Genomic DNA, 15546 nt, shown 5'->3' on the forward strand with positions numbered 1-15546 from the left:
TTCCGCAGAAAGAACGCCAGTAAGGTGGGGGAAATATACACGAAAAACCGTGGTTGAAAAGCGGGAGAAGCGAAGGTTTACAATGCGTTGACGGAGTGGCACAGGTAATAAAAAAGGCGCTTCCCCATGCCGAAGAGCGCCTTTTTAAACAAGCATTTAACTGATTAGTATCAGTTCATGCCGTATTTTTTCAGTTTCTTACGCAGAGTACCACGGTTGATACCCATCATCAGCGCAGCGCGGGTTTGGTTACCGCGGGTGTATTGCATCACCATGTCCAACAGTGGCTGTTCAACTTCAGCCAGTACCAGCTCATACAGGTCATTAACATCCTGACCGTTCAGTTGAGCAAAATAGTTCTTCAGTGCCTGTTTAACCGAGTCACGCAGGGGCTTTTGAGTTACCTGGTCCTGAGAGTTAACGGTAGAAACGGTCAGTACGTCAGAATTTACGCGTTGTTCGAACATAGTTCTGTCAGCTCTTTATTTCATTACGCAAGATTTTCGAAGTATGCCTCCAACGCCTCCAGCTGTACGCTGGCATCCTCTATGGCGTTGAATGTGCGCCGAAACTGGTCATCTGGAGCGTGCTCCTGGAGATACCAGGAGACGTGTTTACGCGCAATTCGGTACCCTTTTGCCTGACCGTAGTGGTCATGCAGTTCCCGAACATGCGAACAAAGCAAGCGCTTAACCTCTGCCAGAGGCAGCGGGGCAAGCAGCTCCCCAGTGTCCAGATAATGCTGGATTTCCCGGAAGATCCAGGGTCTTCCCTGAGCGGCACGTCCTATCATCAGAGCATCAGCTCCCGTATAGTCGAGTACAGCTCTGGCTTTAAGCGGGTCAGTTATGTCGCCATTCGCGATAATCGGAATGGAAACTTTCTGCTTAACTGCCCGAATGCTGTCGTATTCAGCTTCACCGTTGAACAAACAGGCGCGAGTGCGTCCATGAATGGTCAGGGCCTGAATGCCACAGTCTTCGGCCAGTTGGGCAATCTCTACACAGTTACGGTGTTCCGGCGACCAACCCGTGCGAATCTTCAACGTAACAGGAACGTCCACTGCGCTGACAACCGCCGTCAGGATAGCTTTCACCTGGTCGGGGTATTGCAGAAGGGCTGAACCTGCAAGCTTGCGATTCACCTTTTTGGCCGGGCACCCCATATTGATATCAATAATCTGGGCACCACTTTCCACGTTAATCCGCGCGGCATCTGCCATCTCTTCAGGCACGCTTCCGGCAATTTGCACGGTGCGAATACCTGGTTCATCAACGTGCACCATCCGAAGGCGGGATTTATCGCTTTCCCAAACCTGCGGGTTAGACGACATCATCTCGGATACGGTTAAACCGGCTCCCATCTCATAGCACAGCGTCCTGAACGGCCGGTCTGTAATACCTGCCATAGGGGCTGCGATCAGGCGATTTCTAAGCTGGTGGTGTCCGATGCGCATGAGTTAAGAAATGACCATACTGTGACTGCAAGGCGGCGTATATTACGCATTTTTTGCACGAGATGAAAGGCCAAACTTTGAACAATCCACTGTTGTAGATCAAGGAATCGCCGCTCAATCTTCCTGTTCAAAATTATTCATTATTTAAATCATTATGTTATACGATAATGGTTATTTTATGGGCGCTTACAATTTCCCGTAACTTCTCATCATTTCTGAATAAATGCTTCGCTGAAGCGGGATAATCTGCTGTTTTTAGCAGCAGATTTCCCCACTTCTTTGCGATCTGCGTCGCATTTTAGAACATGATCGTCATGCGAAAAATGCGTCTTATTCGACCACAACGCGCCCGTGCAGCGACTGTACCGGACGGTTATTATCGTGATGCATTGTATGGGTGAATCTATCAAGCTGTTCTGCAGAAACCGTCAGGGGCTGCTTAAGCACAATCCAGGTGACGCCTTCTGAACACGGAGGGGTGGTCAATGAGCCGCTAAAGCGCCAGTACGTTTTATCTTTTGGCAGCAGTTTGTTCAGATTAAGATCCTGTTTAATGGAGACGTTCTGCTCGGCCTGCTGAGGCATAACGCGCCACAGTTTTTCAAGCTCCGGGTTTGCGGCCCCTTTATCAAACATCACCGCCACCACCGTCAGTTCTCCTCCGGCATTTTTATGAACCAGGTGCATTTCCATCGCATATTTCTTGCCATGAACGGTGTTTTCGCTCGGCGCGTGGAAATGGAACTGCTGTAATGTCCAGGTTTGCTTATCGAGAGTAAGGGTATCGCGGGTGTCAGCCTGTTCGCTTGCCTGAATGGTATGGCCGTTGTTTGTCAGCGTAACAGGGCCATCAACGTAGTGGGTTTGTAGCGGGGAAAGATGGGCGTTAGCGGTCGAATCAATATTAATGGGAGACTGGTTCATTCCGCTTTGACAGGTCTTGTATGCCTCGTCCAGCTCGCCCCAGTGTTCCGGCGAACCTTCCCCTTCGTAGCTCCAGTGTGATGCGAATGCTGAAGCCGAGATCATGCTCAGCGCCAGCAGCGCTGCCTTGCCTGTAATGTGTTTCATCATATTCTTCCGGTGAATTTTTGTAATACAAATCAACATGATTTGTGTGGTTATTTTACCGAAGAATGAACGGGGGAGAGAGGATTATCAGAGGGGGAGAGGCGTGGTCAGATGACCACGCCAAATGCTTATTTTTTACGGCCGGTGATGCGGCACCACTCTTCTTTTTCCACTACCGGGTCAAGGGCAAAGAGATCGGCGTAGGCTTCACATACGCTGTCGGCCTGGCTCGCCAGGATACCGGAAAGCCCCAGCAGACCGCCCTCAACGGGCAGCACGCTAATTAACGGGGCCAGCTCGCGCAGTGGGCCCGCCAGAATGTTTGCGACCACCACATCGGCTTTCATGGCGTCTGGCTGAGCATCCGGCAGATACAGCTCCAGACGGTCGGAAACGCCGTTACGCTCGGCATTATCGCGGCTGGCCTGAATCGCCTGCGGATCGATATCGATCCCGATGGCTTTTGCCGCGCCCAGTTTCAGAGCTGCAATCGCGAGGATCCCGGATCCACAGCCGAAGTCGATCACCGTCTTTCCGTCCAGATCCAGCCCATCAAGCCACTGCAGGCACAGGGACGTGGTTGGGTGAGTGCCGGTCCCAAACGCCAGGCCCGGATCGAGCATCACGTTGACCGCATTCTCGTCCGGGACGTCGCGCCAGCTTGGGCAGATCCACAGACGTTTGCCGAACTGCATCGGGTGGAAGTTATCCATCCACTCGCGTTCCCAGTCTTTGTCTTCCAGCTGTTCGATTTTGTGCACAAAACCCGCGCCCAGCAGAGGATGATTCTCCAGAATCGCGACAACCTCTTTCATATCGGTTTCGGCATCAAACAGGCCAATAACGTCGGTATCGCCCCACAGGCGGGTTTCGCCCGGCAGCGGCTCAAAGACCGGCGTGTCATGCGTGTCCTGGAAGGTGATGGAGACCGAGCCGGCCTCCATCAGCGCATCGCTCAGTTCCTCGGCGTTAGCGCCGGTTGTGTTCAGTTTTAGTTGGATCCACGGCATGGCAAAACTCTTTATTTATCAGTAGAAATCATAGCGGGCTGTGGGACGGGCTGACCGAAACGGTTCCCCACCACAAACGCCAGTAAACTTAGCAGTAACGAAGGCACAATCGGATGGAAGCCCAGGTACTGAATCTTAAACGTTGCGAGGACGGCATACAGCACACCGCCGACGATCATGCCGCTCAGCGCGCCTGCCGCGTTTGCGCGTTCCCAGTAAAGCCCTAACACCAGCGGCCACAGGAATACAGCCTCAAGCCCACCAAATGCCAGCAGGTTCAGCCAGATGATCATCTCCGGCGGACGCCATGCGGCGAGCATCATCAGAATGCCGAGCACCAGCGTGGTCCAGGTTGAGATGCGTTTAAGCTTCTGCTCATTATGCATTTTAGCCGGACGCGCGCTAAGCCACAGATCTTTGATGATAGTGGCGGAAGCCTGAAGCAGGTGCGCGTTAACGTTGGACATGATTGCCGCCATCGGTGCAGCAAGGAACAGCCCGGCGGCCCACGGCGGCAGAACCTGCACCATCAGCGTAGGGATCACCTGATCCGGCACGGTCAGGTGAGGTAATACGGCCCGACCCAGCGCGCCCGCCAGATGCATTCCCAGCATCAGAAGGGCGACAACGACGGTACCAATCACAATCCCACGGTGAACGGCTTTGCTGTCTTTATAAGAGATACAGCGCACGGCGGTGTGCGGCAGACCGATAACCCCAAAGCAAACCAGCACCCAGAAGGAGGTCATAAACGCGGGCGTCAGGATATCGTCAGCACCATGAGGGCTGACCAGCTTAGGATCAATCTGTTCCAGCGTTTGCACCGCATTGTGTAACCCGCCGGCCGCGTAGATGACGCCAACCAGCAGCACCAGGGTGCCTATCAGCATCACCATGCCCTGCATGGTGTCGTTCAGTACGCTGGCGCGGAAACCGCCAAACGCGGTGTACAGCGCAATCGTGATCCCGAAGATGAGCAACCCGGTCTCGTACTTGATACCCGCTGCCGTTTCCAGCAGGCGCGCGCCGCCAATAAACTGAACGGCAATGGCGCCAACGAAGGCGACAATCAGGCTGATACTGGCAATCCAGACCACCGCACGGCTCTGATAACGCGCCTGCAGCATGTCGTTCAGCGTAATGGCGTTATAGCGACGGGCGAGAATGGCAAATTTTTTGCCCAGAATGCCCAGCGACAGCCAGATTGTGGGCACCTGAATCATGGCCAGCAATACCCAGCCCAGGCCGTATTTGTATGCGGCTCCCGGCCCGCCGATAAACGAACTGGCGCTCACGTAAGTGGCGGTCAGCGTCATCGCCAGCACAAACCCGCCCATGGAACGGCTGCCGAGGAAATATTCGCTCAGAAACGATCCGGTACTGCGTTTGCGCATGGCATAGAAAGAGAGACCAAATACCACGATCAAATAGACAACCAGTACGGTGATGATTTCAGTTTGCATCACTGTCCTCCAGCGGGAAATCGCGGAAGATAAAGCGCACCATCAGCCAGCTGAGCAAAATAAAAATCAGCGGCACCAGCAGACACGCCATTTCGAACCAGTGCGGCAGGCCGGTGATGCCTGTGGTTGAGTCTGGTAAGTAAGCAGTCACTAACCATGCAGCGAGATAGAGAAGGGTCAGCCACAGCGCCCAGCGCGCTTCTTTATGGGCCTGAACAAAACGCTTGTCCATTTTTTGTCCCTTGTGGATGAAGAAAGCGGGGATTGTACATGATGAGGCTTTCCAGGCCCCAGAAATAAAAAAGGCCGGATAATCCGGCCTTTTCGCAAAGATGCTGTATTACTTCTCGTGCAGACCGAGTTTTTTCTCCAGATAGTGGATGTTGGTTCCACCATTCTGGAAGTGCTCGTCGCTCATAATGCGCATCTGCAGATCAACGTTGGTTTTGATACCGTCGATGATCAGCTCCTGCAGGGCGTTCTTCATGCGGGCAATCGCCACGTCACGGTTTTCGCCGTAGCAGATAAGCTTGCCGATCATTGAGTCATAGTACGGCGGTACGGTGTAACCGGCGTAGATATGAGATTCCCAACGCACGCCAAAGCCACCCGGCGCGTGGAAACGCGTGATTTTACCCGGGCTTGGCAGGAAGGTGTTCGGGTCTTCGGCGTTGATACGGCACTCTACCGCATGGCCTTTCACCACAACTTCTTCCTGCTTGATGGACAGCGGCTGGCCTGCAGCGATACGCAGCTGTTCTTTGATCAGGTCAACGCCGGTGATCATTTCGGTAACCGGGTGTTCAACCTGAATACGGGTGTTCATTTCGATGAAATAGAACTCGCCGTTTTCGAACAGGAACTCAAAGGTACCTGCACCGCGATAGCCGATATCGACACACGCTTTGGAGCAACGCTCGCCGATGTAGCGACGCAGCTCTGGGGTAATGCCCGGTGCTGGTGCTTCTTCGACCACTTTCTGGTGACGACGCTGCATGGAGCAGTCACGTTCTGCCAGATAGATCGCGTTACCCTGACCGTCAGCCAGCACCTGAATTTCGATGTGGCGTGGGTTTTCCAGGTATTTTTCCATGTACACCATGTCATTGCTGAAAGCGGCTTTCGCTTCTGCTTTGGTCATGGAGATGGACTGAGCCAGTTCAGCATCGCTGCGCACAACGCGCATACCGCGACCGCCGCCACCGCCGGACGCTTTGATGATAACCGGGTAGCCAATGCGTTTAGCATGAGCACGGTTAGCATCCATGTCGTCGGTCAGAGGGCCGTCAGAGCCTGGTACGGTTGGAACACCGGCTTTTTTCATCGCGGTGATAGCAGACACTTTGTCGCCCATCAGGCGGATAGTGTCGGCTTTCGGGCCGATGAAGATAAAGCCAGAGCGTTCAACCTGCTCAGCAAAGTTGGCGTTCTCAGAGAGGAAGCCGTAACCCGGATGAATTGCCACCGCGCCGGTGATTTCAGCGGCGCTGATGATAGCCGGGATGTTCAGATAGCTTTTTACGGACGGAGCCGGACCAATACAGACCGTCTCATCCGCCAGCAATACGTGTTTTAAATCGCGATCCGCGCTTGAGTGCACAGCGACGGTCTTGATGCCCAGTTCTTTGCAGGCACGAAGAATACGCAGTGCGATCTCGCCGCGGTTGGCGATAACAATTTTATCCAGCATGTACGCCTCGTTACTCGATGACGACCAGCGGCTCGTCAAATTCAACCGGCTGACCACTTTCGACCAGAATCGCTTTCACAGTACCTGATTTGTCTGCTTCGATCTGGTTCATCATTTTCATCGCTTCAACGATGCACAGGGTATCGCCTACGTTGACTTTCTGACCCACTTCGATGAACGCCTTCGCGTCCGGGCTCGGGGTGCGGTAGAAAGTACCAACCATTGGGGAACGTACGATGTGACCACTGATTTCTGCTGCAGCGGCAGGTGCGGCTTCAGCTGCTGGCGCAACGGCTGCGGAAAGCGCAGGCTGCTGCACTGGCGCAGCATAAGCTTGCTGCATTACCGGGAAGCTAGCGGCTGGGGCTGCACGGCTGATGCGTACAGACTCTTCGCCTTCAGAAATTTCCAGTTCGGAGATGCCTGATTCTTCAACCAGCTCGATCAGTTTTTTAATCTTACGAATATCCATGAGTGGGTTCCGTACTCTTGTTTAGTGTGATTGTGACAAGCGTTTTACCGCTGTCTGTAAAGCGTATGAATAGCCGTCAGCGCCCAGTCCACAGATAACGCCAGCAGCGATATCTGACAGATACGAGTGGTGGCGGAACGGCTCTCGGGCGTGCACATTACTCAGGTGGATCTCGATAAACGGGATACTCACCGCGAGCAGTGCGTCGCGGATAGCAACACTGGTGTGCGTAAACGCGGCCGGATTGATCAGGATATAGTCCACAGTGTCTTTAGCCTGATGAATACGGTCGATGAGTGCGTACTCCGCATTCGACTGAAAATGATCCAAATCCACATTCAGTGACGCTGCTTCCGTTCCCAGACGGTTAACAATTTCACCCAATGTTAGCGTGCCGTACTTCTCTGGCTCACGGGTGCCGAGCATGTTCAGGTTCGGTCCGTTCAAAACTAAGATATGGAACTTATCAGTCATTATGCCGCTATCTCCTGCGATTTTCGGGTAAAAAACAAAATATACCTTCAAAGCGCAAATGTCACCTTTTCAGAGGCTTAAAACCGCTGTCAGGCGAACCAAGGTCGCACATTATAACGATTTCGTAGCATTTAGCAGCTAAATACTGGTCTTATCAGGGAAGATTATCAACCGCTATCCGAAAAAGATTTGCGGTTGACGGCCAATCTGCGGGAAAACGCACAGTTTCGCGAACTATCGCCACCACTGGCGGAACTTCTTATAACGCCATGCTAAAAGCGCCACGGCCGCCAGTGCATAAAGTACCGGCTGCGGGGAGAGGATCTTCACCGACCACAGGTAATGAATGGGGGCGAGGATCGCGACAAGATAGACGAAGTTGTGCAGCAGCTGCCAGCGCCTGCCCAGTTTTCGCTGCGCATACTGCGTGGATGTCAGCGCTAACGCCAGTAAAACCACCCAGCTCACGATACCGAGCGTCAGATAAGGACGCGTCACCAGTTCGCGGCCAAGCAGCGCCAGATTGTTAATTCCCAGCTCCAGCAGGGCATAGCTGGTGAGGTGCAGCGTCGCCCAGGCAAAACACCATAGCCCTAACAGCCGACGGGTGCGAATCAATAATGGCTGTTTAGCGTAGCGCGCCAGCGGCGAGACGAGCAAGGTGGCCAGCAAAAATTTCAGAGCCATCCGACCGGTAAAATGCTGGATATCCTTTGCCGGGTCTGCGCTAAAGAGCCCCTGGCTGGCGGCCCAGAACAGCCATATAAAAGGAAGCAGCCCGGCCAGGTGCAGCAGTACTTTCAGCCAGGTAATCTGTTTTGCCGTTAAACGCACTCAGAAGTTCTCCCGTAAATTGAGACCACGGTAAAGCGAGGCCACTTCATCCGCATAGCCGTTAAACAGCAGCGTCGGCTGGCGCTTCACGTCCAGCGCACCGCCGGAACCGATAAACCGCTCGGTTGCCTGCGACCAGCGCGGATGATCCACGTGCGGGTTCACGTTGGCGAAGAAGCCGTATTCGTCCGGGGCCGCCAGATTCCAGGTGGTTGGCGGACGCTCGCGGGTAAGCTTAATGCTGACGATAGATTTAATCCCTTTGAAACCATATTTCCAGGGTACGGTTAAACGGATGGGGGCTCCGTTCTGCGGCGGAAGCGCTTTGCCATAAACGCCGACGGTCAGCAGGGTAAGAGGGTGCATCGCTTCGTCGAGGCGTAACCCTTCCACATACGGATACTCAAGCCCGCCGCCGATAAACCGATCTTTCTGCCCGGGCATCTCGTCCGGCGCATAGCGCGTCTGGAAAGCGACATATTTTGCGTTGCTGGTGGGCTCAACCATCGCCAGCAGTTTATGCAGCGGGAAGCCTACCCAGGGCACCACCATCGACCACGCTTCAACACAGCGCATGCGATAGATACGCTCTTCGAGCGGGAAACGGGTGATGAGATCGTGGTGGTCCAGCGTCAGGGGTTTCGCCACTTCGCCATCAATCTTCAGCGTCCACGGATCGGTTTTAAGGCTTCCGGCGTTCGCGGCAGGATCGGCCTTATCGAGACCAAATTCGTAGAAGTTGTTGTAGCCGGTGACTTTATCTTCCGGCGTGAGCGTCAGTTTGTTTTGCCATTGGGCGGGTTTGGTAAAGGTGAGCGGGGCGCCGGAAGGGGCCTTCGGCCGATCGTTGCCTTTAAACCAGTCGAGCAGGTCGGCGTGTGCCGCCGGAGAGAGCGTCAGGGCAGTGGCGCTGATGCCAAGCATTTTCAGGATCTGGCGGCGCTGTAACATAAAGACAGACTCGGACGTTACGTCGGCTTCCGTCAGTTTTCGGTTTTTCATGGCATCCTCCGTCATGCGTTTTTCTAAGCATGACGGAGGAGAGGGATTCGCGCGAATATGTCACGAAAATTTGAAGATTAGGCGATTTTCACTAGCGCACGACCGTGGAACTGGTTGTCCATGATCTTACTGGCGTATTCTGGCGCCTGGCTCAGGGTTATCTCCGTTGCGCTCTGGGTATAGAAAGATTCAGGCAGATCGCGCACCAGCCGCTCCCAGGCTTCATGACGACGAGCCGGCGGGGTCATCACGGAATCCACACCCTGCAGGCGTACGTTACGCAGAATAAATGGCATCACGGTGGTTGGCAGGGCAAATCCGCCCGCCAGACCGCAGGCTGCCACGCAGCCGCCGTAGTTCATCTGCGCCAGGACTTTTGCCAGCACCTTATCACCGACGGTATCCACCGCCCCTGCCCAAACCTGTTTTTCCAGCGGGCGGGTTTCGGCAAATTCGTCGCGGCTGAGAATGCGGCTGGCACCGAGCTGGCGCAGATAGTCATGGGTGCTTTCACGGCCGGAAACCGCAGCGACCTGATAGCCCAGCTTGTGCAGCAGCGTGACCGCCGTGCTGCCCACGCCGCCGCTGGCGCCAGTGACGACAATTTCACCCCACTCAGGGCGGATACCCGCATCTTCCAGCGCCATCACGCACAGCATGGCGGTAAAGCCTGCCGTGCCGACGATCATCGCCTTGCGGCCATCCATGCCTTTCGGCATTGGCACCAGCCAGTCGCCCTTCACGCGCGCCTGCGTTGCCAGCCCGCCCCAGTGATTTTCACCTACGCCCCAGCCGGTAAGCAGCACCTGCTGGCCCGCATGGAAACGCGGATCTTCGCTGGTATGAACCCGGCCTGCGAAATCAATCCCCGGCACCATAGGGAAATTTCGGATGATTTTACCCTTACCGGTAATAGCCAGCGCGTCTTTATAATTTAAACTGGACCAGTCGATGTCGACGGTTACTTCGCCTTCCGGCAGGCGACTCTCTTCAACCGCCTGCACTGAGGCAAGCGTTTTGCCGTCCTGCTGTTCTAAGATCAAAGCCTGCATACGGGGGTCCTCTCGACTCAGATGATTGGAAAATAATTTCTGAAGACTATACTCGCTCAGGGAAACGCAATGCCGATTTAACGCAATAAATTGCCAGATACGCCCGATTTGGTAGTATGCCGCATTTGAAATGCAAGTTAGCGCTTACTCGCTACCCCATCAACCCACGGAGTAATCTCAAGGATGCGATTAACGACGAAGTTCTCGGCTTTTATCACCTTGCTGACGGGGCTTACCATTTTTGTCACGCTTATGGGCTGCTCCCTGAGCTTTTACACCGCCATTCAGGACAAGCTGGTTAACCGGGTACAGTCTGTTGCATCGGTGATTGATACGCGTCTGCTGACGACGCCGCTGCCGGCGCTCTCCCGTGAGCTCGATGAGTTGATGGTACCTGTTGATATCGTTCAGATCGACATTCTGCAAGGAAAGCACCGTGTTTTAAGCCATGAACGGCCGGGAAGTTATCTGCCCGCGGGCGTGGTGAGCCAGTATCGGGACGTGACGGTGCACTCCCTTAAAAATCCGGGGATGACCATACACATGGTCTACCTCGATCCGATGGCGAGCTATTTCCGTTCCATGATGACCACCGCGCCGCTCACCGTCGCCGTTGCGTTTATCGTCCTGCTGATCTTTCTCGCGGTCCGCTGGCTGCGCCGCCAGCTCTCCGGCCAGGAGCTGCTGGAGATGCGCTCTGTGCGGATCCTTAACGGTGAACGCGGCCCGCAGGTGCGTGGCTCCGTCCACGAGTGGCCGTCGCGCGCCAGCAGCGCGCTGGATACCCTGCTCTCCGAAATCCAGTTTGCCAGCGATCAGCGCAGCCGTATGGATACGCTGATCCGCTCTTATGCGGCGCAAGATAATAAAACCGGCCTTAACAACCGTCTGTTCTTTGATAATCAGCTCGCCACGCTGCTCGACGATTCAGAAAAAGTGGGGACACACGGGGTGGTGATGATGATTCGCCTGCCCGATTTCGATCTCCTGCGCGACACCTGGGGACAGCGGGTCGCGGAAGAAAACCTCTTTACGCTGATCAACCTGCTCTCCACCTTTATTATGCGCTACCCGGGCGCGCTGCTGGCCCGCTATCACCGCAGCGACTTTGCCGTATTGTTGCCTCACCGCACGCTGAAGGAGTCGGAAAGCATCGCCAGCCAGCTGCTGAAGGCGGTGGATGCGCTGCCGCAGAGCAAAATGCTCGACAGGGACGATATGGTCCACATGGGGATCTGCGCCTGGCGTGGCGGACAATCCACGGAACAGGTGATGGAGCATGCGGAAGCCGCTACCCGCAACGCCGTGTTGCAGGGGGCGAACGGGTGGGCGGTTTATGATGACTCGCTGCCGGAAAAAGGGCGCGGCAACGTGCGCTGGCGAACGCTGATTGAGCAAATGCTCAGCCGCGGCGGGCCACGTATTTATCAAAAACCCGCGGTCATGAAAAACGGCAACGTTCATCACCGTGAACTGATGTGTCGTATTTTTGACGGTACGGAAGAGGTCATCTCTGCGGAATATCTGCCGATGGTGCTGCAATTTGGCCTGTCCGAAGAGTATGACCGCCAGCAAATTACCCGGCTGATTCCGTTTTTATCCTTCTGGCCTGAAGAAAACCTGGCGTTACAGGTCACCGTGGAGTCGTTAATACGCCCACGTTTTCAGCGCTGGCTACGTGATACATTAATGCAATGCGAAAAATCGCAACGCAAACACATTATTTTTGAACTTGCTGAGGCCGACGTAGGTCAACACATCAGCCGGTTACGTCCGGTGGTACGTTTGATCAATGCGCTGGGTGCGCGAGTAGCGGTGACGCAGGCAGGTTTAACGCTGGTCAGTACCAACTGGATCAAGGAGCTGGATGTGGAGTTATTAAAGCTACATCCGGGGCTGGTAAGGAATATTGAGAAGCGTACGGAAAACCAGCTGCTGGTACAGAGTCTGGTTGAAGCATGCAAGGGAACGCGAACACAAGTATTTGCCGCGGGCGTGCGCTCCAGAAGCGAATGGCAGATGTTAACAGAGCGCGGTGTGATGGGTGGTCAGGGGGATTTTTTTGCTGCCTCTCAACCGCTTGACACCAACGTGAAAAAATATTTGCAAAGATACTCTGTTTGACCTGCCGTTTACGCTGTTTTCACGTAGAATATCGCGCCTGTAGCTTTGAGTATGTCGAGCAAAAAGCCAGTGAACGACCTGTAACGGGTTACAAACGTCAGTGGGGAACGCTACTGTTTACTCAGCCCTGAGGGAGTCAGGGGATGGTTTTGTAACATCAGGAAACGTACTGCACAAATTTTCACCGTTGCAGATGATTTTTGCGCCTTGTCGCTGCTGCGTGTGGTTGGTAAAGTAAGCGGATTTTGTTTTCCGCCCCAGCTTTCAGGATTATCCCTTAGTATGTTGAAAAAATTTCGTGGCATGTTTTCCAATGACCTGTCCATTGACCTGGGTACCGCGAATACCCTTATTTATGTAAAAGGACAAGGCATCGTATTGAATGAGCCTTCTGTTGTGGCCATTCGTCAGGATCGTGCGGGCTCGCCGAAAAGCGTGGCCGCTGTGGGTCATGACGCGAAGCAGATGCTGGGTCGTACCCCTGGCAACATCGCCGCCATTCGCCCAATGAAAGACGGCGTTATCGCCGACTTCTTCGTGACTGAAAAAATGCTTCAGCACTTCATCAAGCAGGTTCACAGCAACAGCTTCATGCGTCCAAGCCCGCGTGTTCTGGTGTGTGTGCCGGTTGGCGCAACCCAGGTAGAACGTCGCGCAATCCGTGAATCTGCCCAGGGTGCAGGTGCACGTGAAGTGTTCCTGATTGAAGAGCCAATGGCTGCAGCCATCGGTGCGGGCCTGCCTGTTTCCGAAGCTACCGGTTCTATGGTGGTGGATATCGGTGGTGGTACCACTGAAGTGGCCGTTATCTCTCTGAACGGCGTAGTCTACTCCTCTTCCGTACGTATCGGTGGTGACCGCTTCGATGAAGCCATCATTAATTATGTGCGCCGTAACTACGGCTCTCTGATCGGTGAAGCCACCGCAGAGCGTATCAAACACGAAATCGGCTCTGCGTACCCGGGCGATGAAGTGCGCGAGATCGAAGTACGTGGCCGTAACCTGGCGGAAGGTGTTCCACGCGGTTTTACCCTGAACTCCAACGAAATTCTGGAAGCACTGCAGGAACCACTGACGGGCATCGTGAGCGCGGTAATGGTTGCGCTGGAACAGTGTCCACCAGAGCTGGCGTCCGATATCTCCGAGCGCGGTATGGTTCTGACCGGTGGTGGTGCGCTGCTGCGTAACCTCGACCGCCTGTTAATGGAAGAGACAGGTATTCCTGTCGTAGTTGCAGAAGATCCACTGACTTGCGTCGCCCGTGGTGGTGGCAAGGCGCTGGAAATGATCGACATGCACGGCGGCGATTTGTTCAGCGAAGAGTAGTCGAGTTTGAGAGGGTAGCAATTTGCTACCCTTTCTCTCTGACGCGAGAATACGCATAGCCTATGAAGCCAATTTTTAGCCGTGGCCCATCGCTACAGTTTCGCCTCATCCTGGCGGTTCTGGTTGCGCTTGGGGTCATTATTGCCGATAGCCGCCTCGGTACGTTCAGCCAGATCAGAACGTACATGGATACCGCCGTCAGTCCTTTCTACTTTGTTTCAAATGGTCCCCGTGAACTGCTCGACTCCGTTTCTCAAACGCTGTCTTCGCGCGACCAACTCGAACTCGAAAACCGGGCATTACGTCAGGAACTGCTGCTCAAAAACAGCGAACTGCTGATGCTGGGGCAATACAAGCAGGAAAACGCGCGTCTGCGTGAACTGCTCGGCTCGCCGCTGCGTCAGGATGAGCAGAAAATGGTCACGCAGGTAATCTCCACCGTGAACGACCCCTACAGCGATCAGGTTGTGATCGACAAAGGGAGCGTGAACGGGGTGTATGAAGGTCAGCCTGTTATCAGTGATAAAGGCGTCGTGGGCCAGGTTGTTGCCGTGGCCAAACTGACCAGCCGCGTGCTGCTGATTTGCGATGCCACGCATGCGCTGCCGATCCAGGTCCTGCGCAACGACATCCGCGTGATTGCGGCCGGTAACGGCTGTACGGACGACCTGCAGCTGGAACACCTGCCGGCTAACACGGATATCCGCGTGGGCGACGTGCTGGTGACGTCCGGCCTGGGTGGACGCTTCCCTGAAGGCTATCCGGTTGCGGTGGTCTCTTCGGTCAAGCTGGATACTCAGCGTGCCTATACCGTGATTCAGGCGCGTCCAACCGCCGGTTTGCAGCGTCTGCGCTATCTGCTGCTGCTGTGGGGCGCCGATCGTAACGGTGCTAATCCGATGACGCCTGAAGAGGTGCATCGCGTAGCAAATGAGCGCCTGATGCAGATGATGCCGCAGGTTCTCCCGCCTGCGGATTCCATGGGGCCGCCTGCGCCAGTACCGGCGCCGGCAACCGGGTTAACGCAGCCGCTGCCGGATGCGCCGCCACCGCCTAAACTCTCTTCGGGAGGGCAGTAGTGGCAAGCTATCGCAGCCAGGGACGCTGGGTCATCTGGCTCTCGTTTCTCATTGCACTGTTACTGCAAGTGATGCCCTGGCCGGATGACATTCTCGTTTTCCGGCCAAACTGGGTATTGCTCATTTTACTCTACTGGATCCTTGCCCTGCCGCATCGCGTAAATGTCGGCACAGGTTTCGTGATGGGTGCCATACTGGATCTCATTAGCGGCTCTACGCTTGGCGTGCGCGCCTTGTCCATGAGCATTATTGCGTACCTCGTCGCACTCAAATTCCAGCTCTTTCGTAACCTTGCGCTCTGGCAACAGGCCCTGGTGGTGATGCTATTGTCGCTCGCTGCGGATATCGTTGTTTTCTGGGCAGAGTTTTTAGTGATCAACGTCTCTTTCCGACCGGAAGTGTTCTGGAGTAGTGTAGTAAACGGTGTGCTCTGGCCATGGTTATTCCTGCTGATGCGTAAGGTTCGCCAGCAGTTTGCTGTGCAATAAAAGGT

Annotated in this window: 16 protein-coding genes; 4 read left to right on the forward strand and 12 right to left on the reverse strand. The window is 54.7% G+C overall.

Translation table 11 applies throughout. From position 1 onward, the window contains the following. Positions 1-170: 170 nt before the first annotated feature. From fis to acuI, 12 genes are all read right to left on the reverse strand, one after another. A complete protein-coding gene (gene fis / locus KIF87_RS11870) occupies positions 171-467 on the reverse strand; it encodes a DNA-binding transcriptional regulator Fis (protein ID WP_000462905.1) in 297 nt (98 codons plus the stop codon). Between the two features lie 23 nt (positions 468-490). Beyond that, positions 491-1456, reverse strand: a complete 966-nt coding sequence (gene dusB, locus KIF87_RS11875; protein ID WP_023309409.1) for a tRNA dihydrouridine synthase DusB — start codon at positions 1454-1456, stop codon at positions 491-493. 330 nt (positions 1457-1786) lie between these two features. Further along, a complete protein-coding gene (locus KIF87_RS11880; protein ID WP_213328941.1) occupies positions 1787-2527 on the reverse strand; it encodes a carbonic anhydrase in 741 nt (246 codons plus the stop codon). A gap of 128 nt (positions 2528-2655) precedes the next feature. Continuing rightward, positions 2656-3537, reverse strand: coding sequence for a 50S ribosomal protein L11 methyltransferase (gene prmA / locus KIF87_RS11885; protein WP_032639765.1), 882 nt, complete (start codon positions 3535-3537; stop codon positions 2656-2658). Between the two features lie 11 nt (positions 3538-3548). After that, positions 3549-5000 carry a sodium/pantothenate symporter gene (gene panF / locus KIF87_RS11890; RefSeq protein WP_032650448.1) on the reverse strand — a complete coding sequence of 484 codons (1452 nt, stop codon included), beginning with the start codon at positions 4998-5000 and terminating at the stop codon, positions 3549-3551. After that, a complete protein-coding gene (locus KIF87_RS11895; RefSeq protein ID WP_063143609.1) occupies positions 4990-5232 on the reverse strand; it encodes a YhdT family protein in 243 nt (80 codons plus the stop codon). Before KIF87_RS11895 ends, panF begins: the two co-directional genes overlap by 11 nt. Positions 5233-5340: 108 nt before the next feature. Beyond that, entirely contained in the window at positions 5341-6690 is a 1350-nt protein-coding gene (accC, locus tag KIF87_RS11900; protein WP_010436177.1) for an acetyl-CoA carboxylase biotin carboxylase subunit, read from the reverse strand. Positions 6691-6700: 10 nt separating this feature from the next. Next, positions 6701-7162, reverse strand: coding sequence for an acetyl-CoA carboxylase biotin carboxyl carrier protein (gene accB, locus KIF87_RS11905; protein ID WP_010436174.1), 462 nt, complete (start codon positions 7160-7162; stop codon positions 6701-6703). A 21-nt stretch (positions 7163-7183) separates the two neighbouring features. After that, positions 7184-7636, reverse strand: a complete 453-nt coding sequence (aroQ, locus tag KIF87_RS11910) for a type II 3-dehydroquinate dehydratase (RefSeq protein ID WP_063143608.1) — start codon at positions 7634-7636, stop codon at positions 7184-7186. Between the two features lie 234 nt (positions 7637-7870). Next, positions 7871-8470, reverse strand: coding sequence for a protein-methionine-sulfoxide reductase heme-binding subunit MsrQ (gene msrQ / locus KIF87_RS11915; protein WP_213328838.1), 600 nt, complete (start codon positions 8468-8470; stop codon positions 7871-7873). Then, entirely contained in the window at positions 8471-9472 is a 1002-nt protein-coding gene (gene msrP / locus KIF87_RS11920; RefSeq protein WP_213328839.1) for a protein-methionine-sulfoxide reductase catalytic subunit MsrP, read from the reverse strand. A 77-nt stretch (positions 9473-9549) separates the two neighbouring features. Next, complete coding sequence (gene acuI, locus KIF87_RS11925; RefSeq protein WP_213328840.1) at positions 9550-10524, reverse strand: acrylyl-CoA reductase (NADPH); 975 nt, start codon at positions 10522-10524, stop codon at positions 9550-9552. A gap of 183 nt (positions 10525-10707) precedes the next feature. Here acuI and csrD point away from each other — a divergent pair, with 183 nt between their 5' ends. The 4 genes from csrD to mreD all read left to right on the forward strand — a co-directional run bounded on the left by csrD (position 10708) and on the right by mreD (position 15541). After that, positions 10708-12648 carry an RNase E specificity factor CsrD gene (csrD, locus tag KIF87_RS11930; RefSeq protein WP_213328841.1) on the forward strand — a complete coding sequence of 647 codons (1941 nt, stop codon included), beginning with the start codon at positions 10708-10710 and terminating at the stop codon, positions 12646-12648. Between the two features lie 282 nt (positions 12649-12930). Next, a complete protein-coding gene (mreB, locus tag KIF87_RS11935) occupies positions 12931-13974 on the forward strand; it encodes a rod shape-determining protein MreB (RefSeq protein WP_000913396.1) in 1044 nt (347 codons plus the stop codon). 62 nt (positions 13975-14036) lie between these two features. Continuing rightward, on the forward strand, positions 14037-15053 hold the full coding sequence (gene mreC / locus KIF87_RS11940) for a rod shape-determining protein MreC (protein ID WP_023309400.1): 1017 nt from the start codon (positions 14037-14039) through the stop codon (positions 15051-15053). Then, positions 15053-15541 (forward strand): rod shape-determining protein MreD, encoded by a 489-nt coding sequence (mreD, locus tag KIF87_RS11945; protein ID WP_023309399.1) that lies wholly within the window; start codon positions 15053-15055, stop codon positions 15539-15541. Before mreC ends, mreD begins: the two co-directional genes overlap by 1 nt. Positions 15542-15546: the final 5 nt, after the last annotated feature.

Origin of the sequence: Enterobacter sp. 120016, from assembly GCF_018383635.1 — a bacterium.
Taxonomy (GTDB): domain Bacteria; phylum Pseudomonadota; class Gammaproteobacteria; order Enterobacterales; family Enterobacteriaceae; genus Enterobacter; species Enterobacter asburiae_D.

What these genes read in the sequence shown, in the direction of transcription:
- mreC (WP_023309400.1), top strand. Translation starts at nt 14,037, where the DNA reads ATGAAGCCAATTTTTAGCCGTGGCCCATCGCTACAGTTTCGCCTCATC.
- dusB (WP_023309409.1), bottom strand. Translation starts at nt 1,456, where the DNA reads ATGCGCATCGGACACCACCAGCTTAGAAATCGCCTGATCGCAGCCCCT.
- msrP (WP_213328839.1), bottom strand. Translation starts at nt 9,472, where the DNA reads ATGAAAAACCGAAAACTGACGGAAGCCGACGTAACGTCCGAGTCTGTC.
- prmA (WP_032639765.1), bottom strand. Translation starts at nt 3,537, where the DNA reads ATGCCGTGGATCCAACTAAAACTGAACACAACCGGCGCTAACGCCGAG.
- KIF87_RS11880 (WP_213328941.1), bottom strand. Translation starts at nt 2,527, where the DNA reads ATGAAACACATTACAGGCAAGGCAGCGCTGCTGGCGCTGAGCATGATC.
- panF (WP_032650448.1), bottom strand. Translation starts at nt 5,000, where the DNA reads ATGCAAACTGAAATCATCACCGTACTGGTTGTCTATTTGATCGTGGTA.
- mreB (WP_000913396.1), top strand. Translation starts at nt 12,931, where the DNA reads ATGTTGAAAAAATTTCGTGGCATGTTTTCCAATGACCTGTCCATTGAC.
- csrD (WP_213328841.1), top strand. Translation starts at nt 10,708, where the DNA reads ATGCGATTAACGACGAAGTTCTCGGCTTTTATCACCTTGCTGACGGGG.
- aroQ (WP_063143608.1), bottom strand. Translation starts at nt 7,636, where the DNA reads ATGACTGATAAGTTCCATATCTTAGTTTTGAACGGACCGAACCTGAAC.
- accB (WP_010436174.1), bottom strand. Translation starts at nt 7,162, where the DNA reads ATGGATATTCGTAAGATTAAAAAACTGATCGAGCTGGTTGAAGAATCA.
- accC (WP_010436177.1), bottom strand. Translation starts at nt 6,690, where the DNA reads ATGCTGGATAAAATTGTTATCGCCAACCGCGGCGAGATCGCACTGCGT.
- acuI (WP_213328840.1), bottom strand. Translation starts at nt 10,524, where the DNA reads ATGCAGGCTTTGATCTTAGAACAGCAGGACGGCAAAACGCTTGCCTCA.
- KIF87_RS11895 (WP_063143609.1), bottom strand. Translation starts at nt 5,232, where the DNA reads ATGGACAAGCGTTTTGTTCAGGCCCATAAAGAAGCGCGCTGGGCGCTG.
- fis (WP_000462905.1), bottom strand. Translation starts at nt 467, where the DNA reads ATGTTCGAACAACGCGTAAATTCTGACGTACTGACCGTTTCTACCGTT.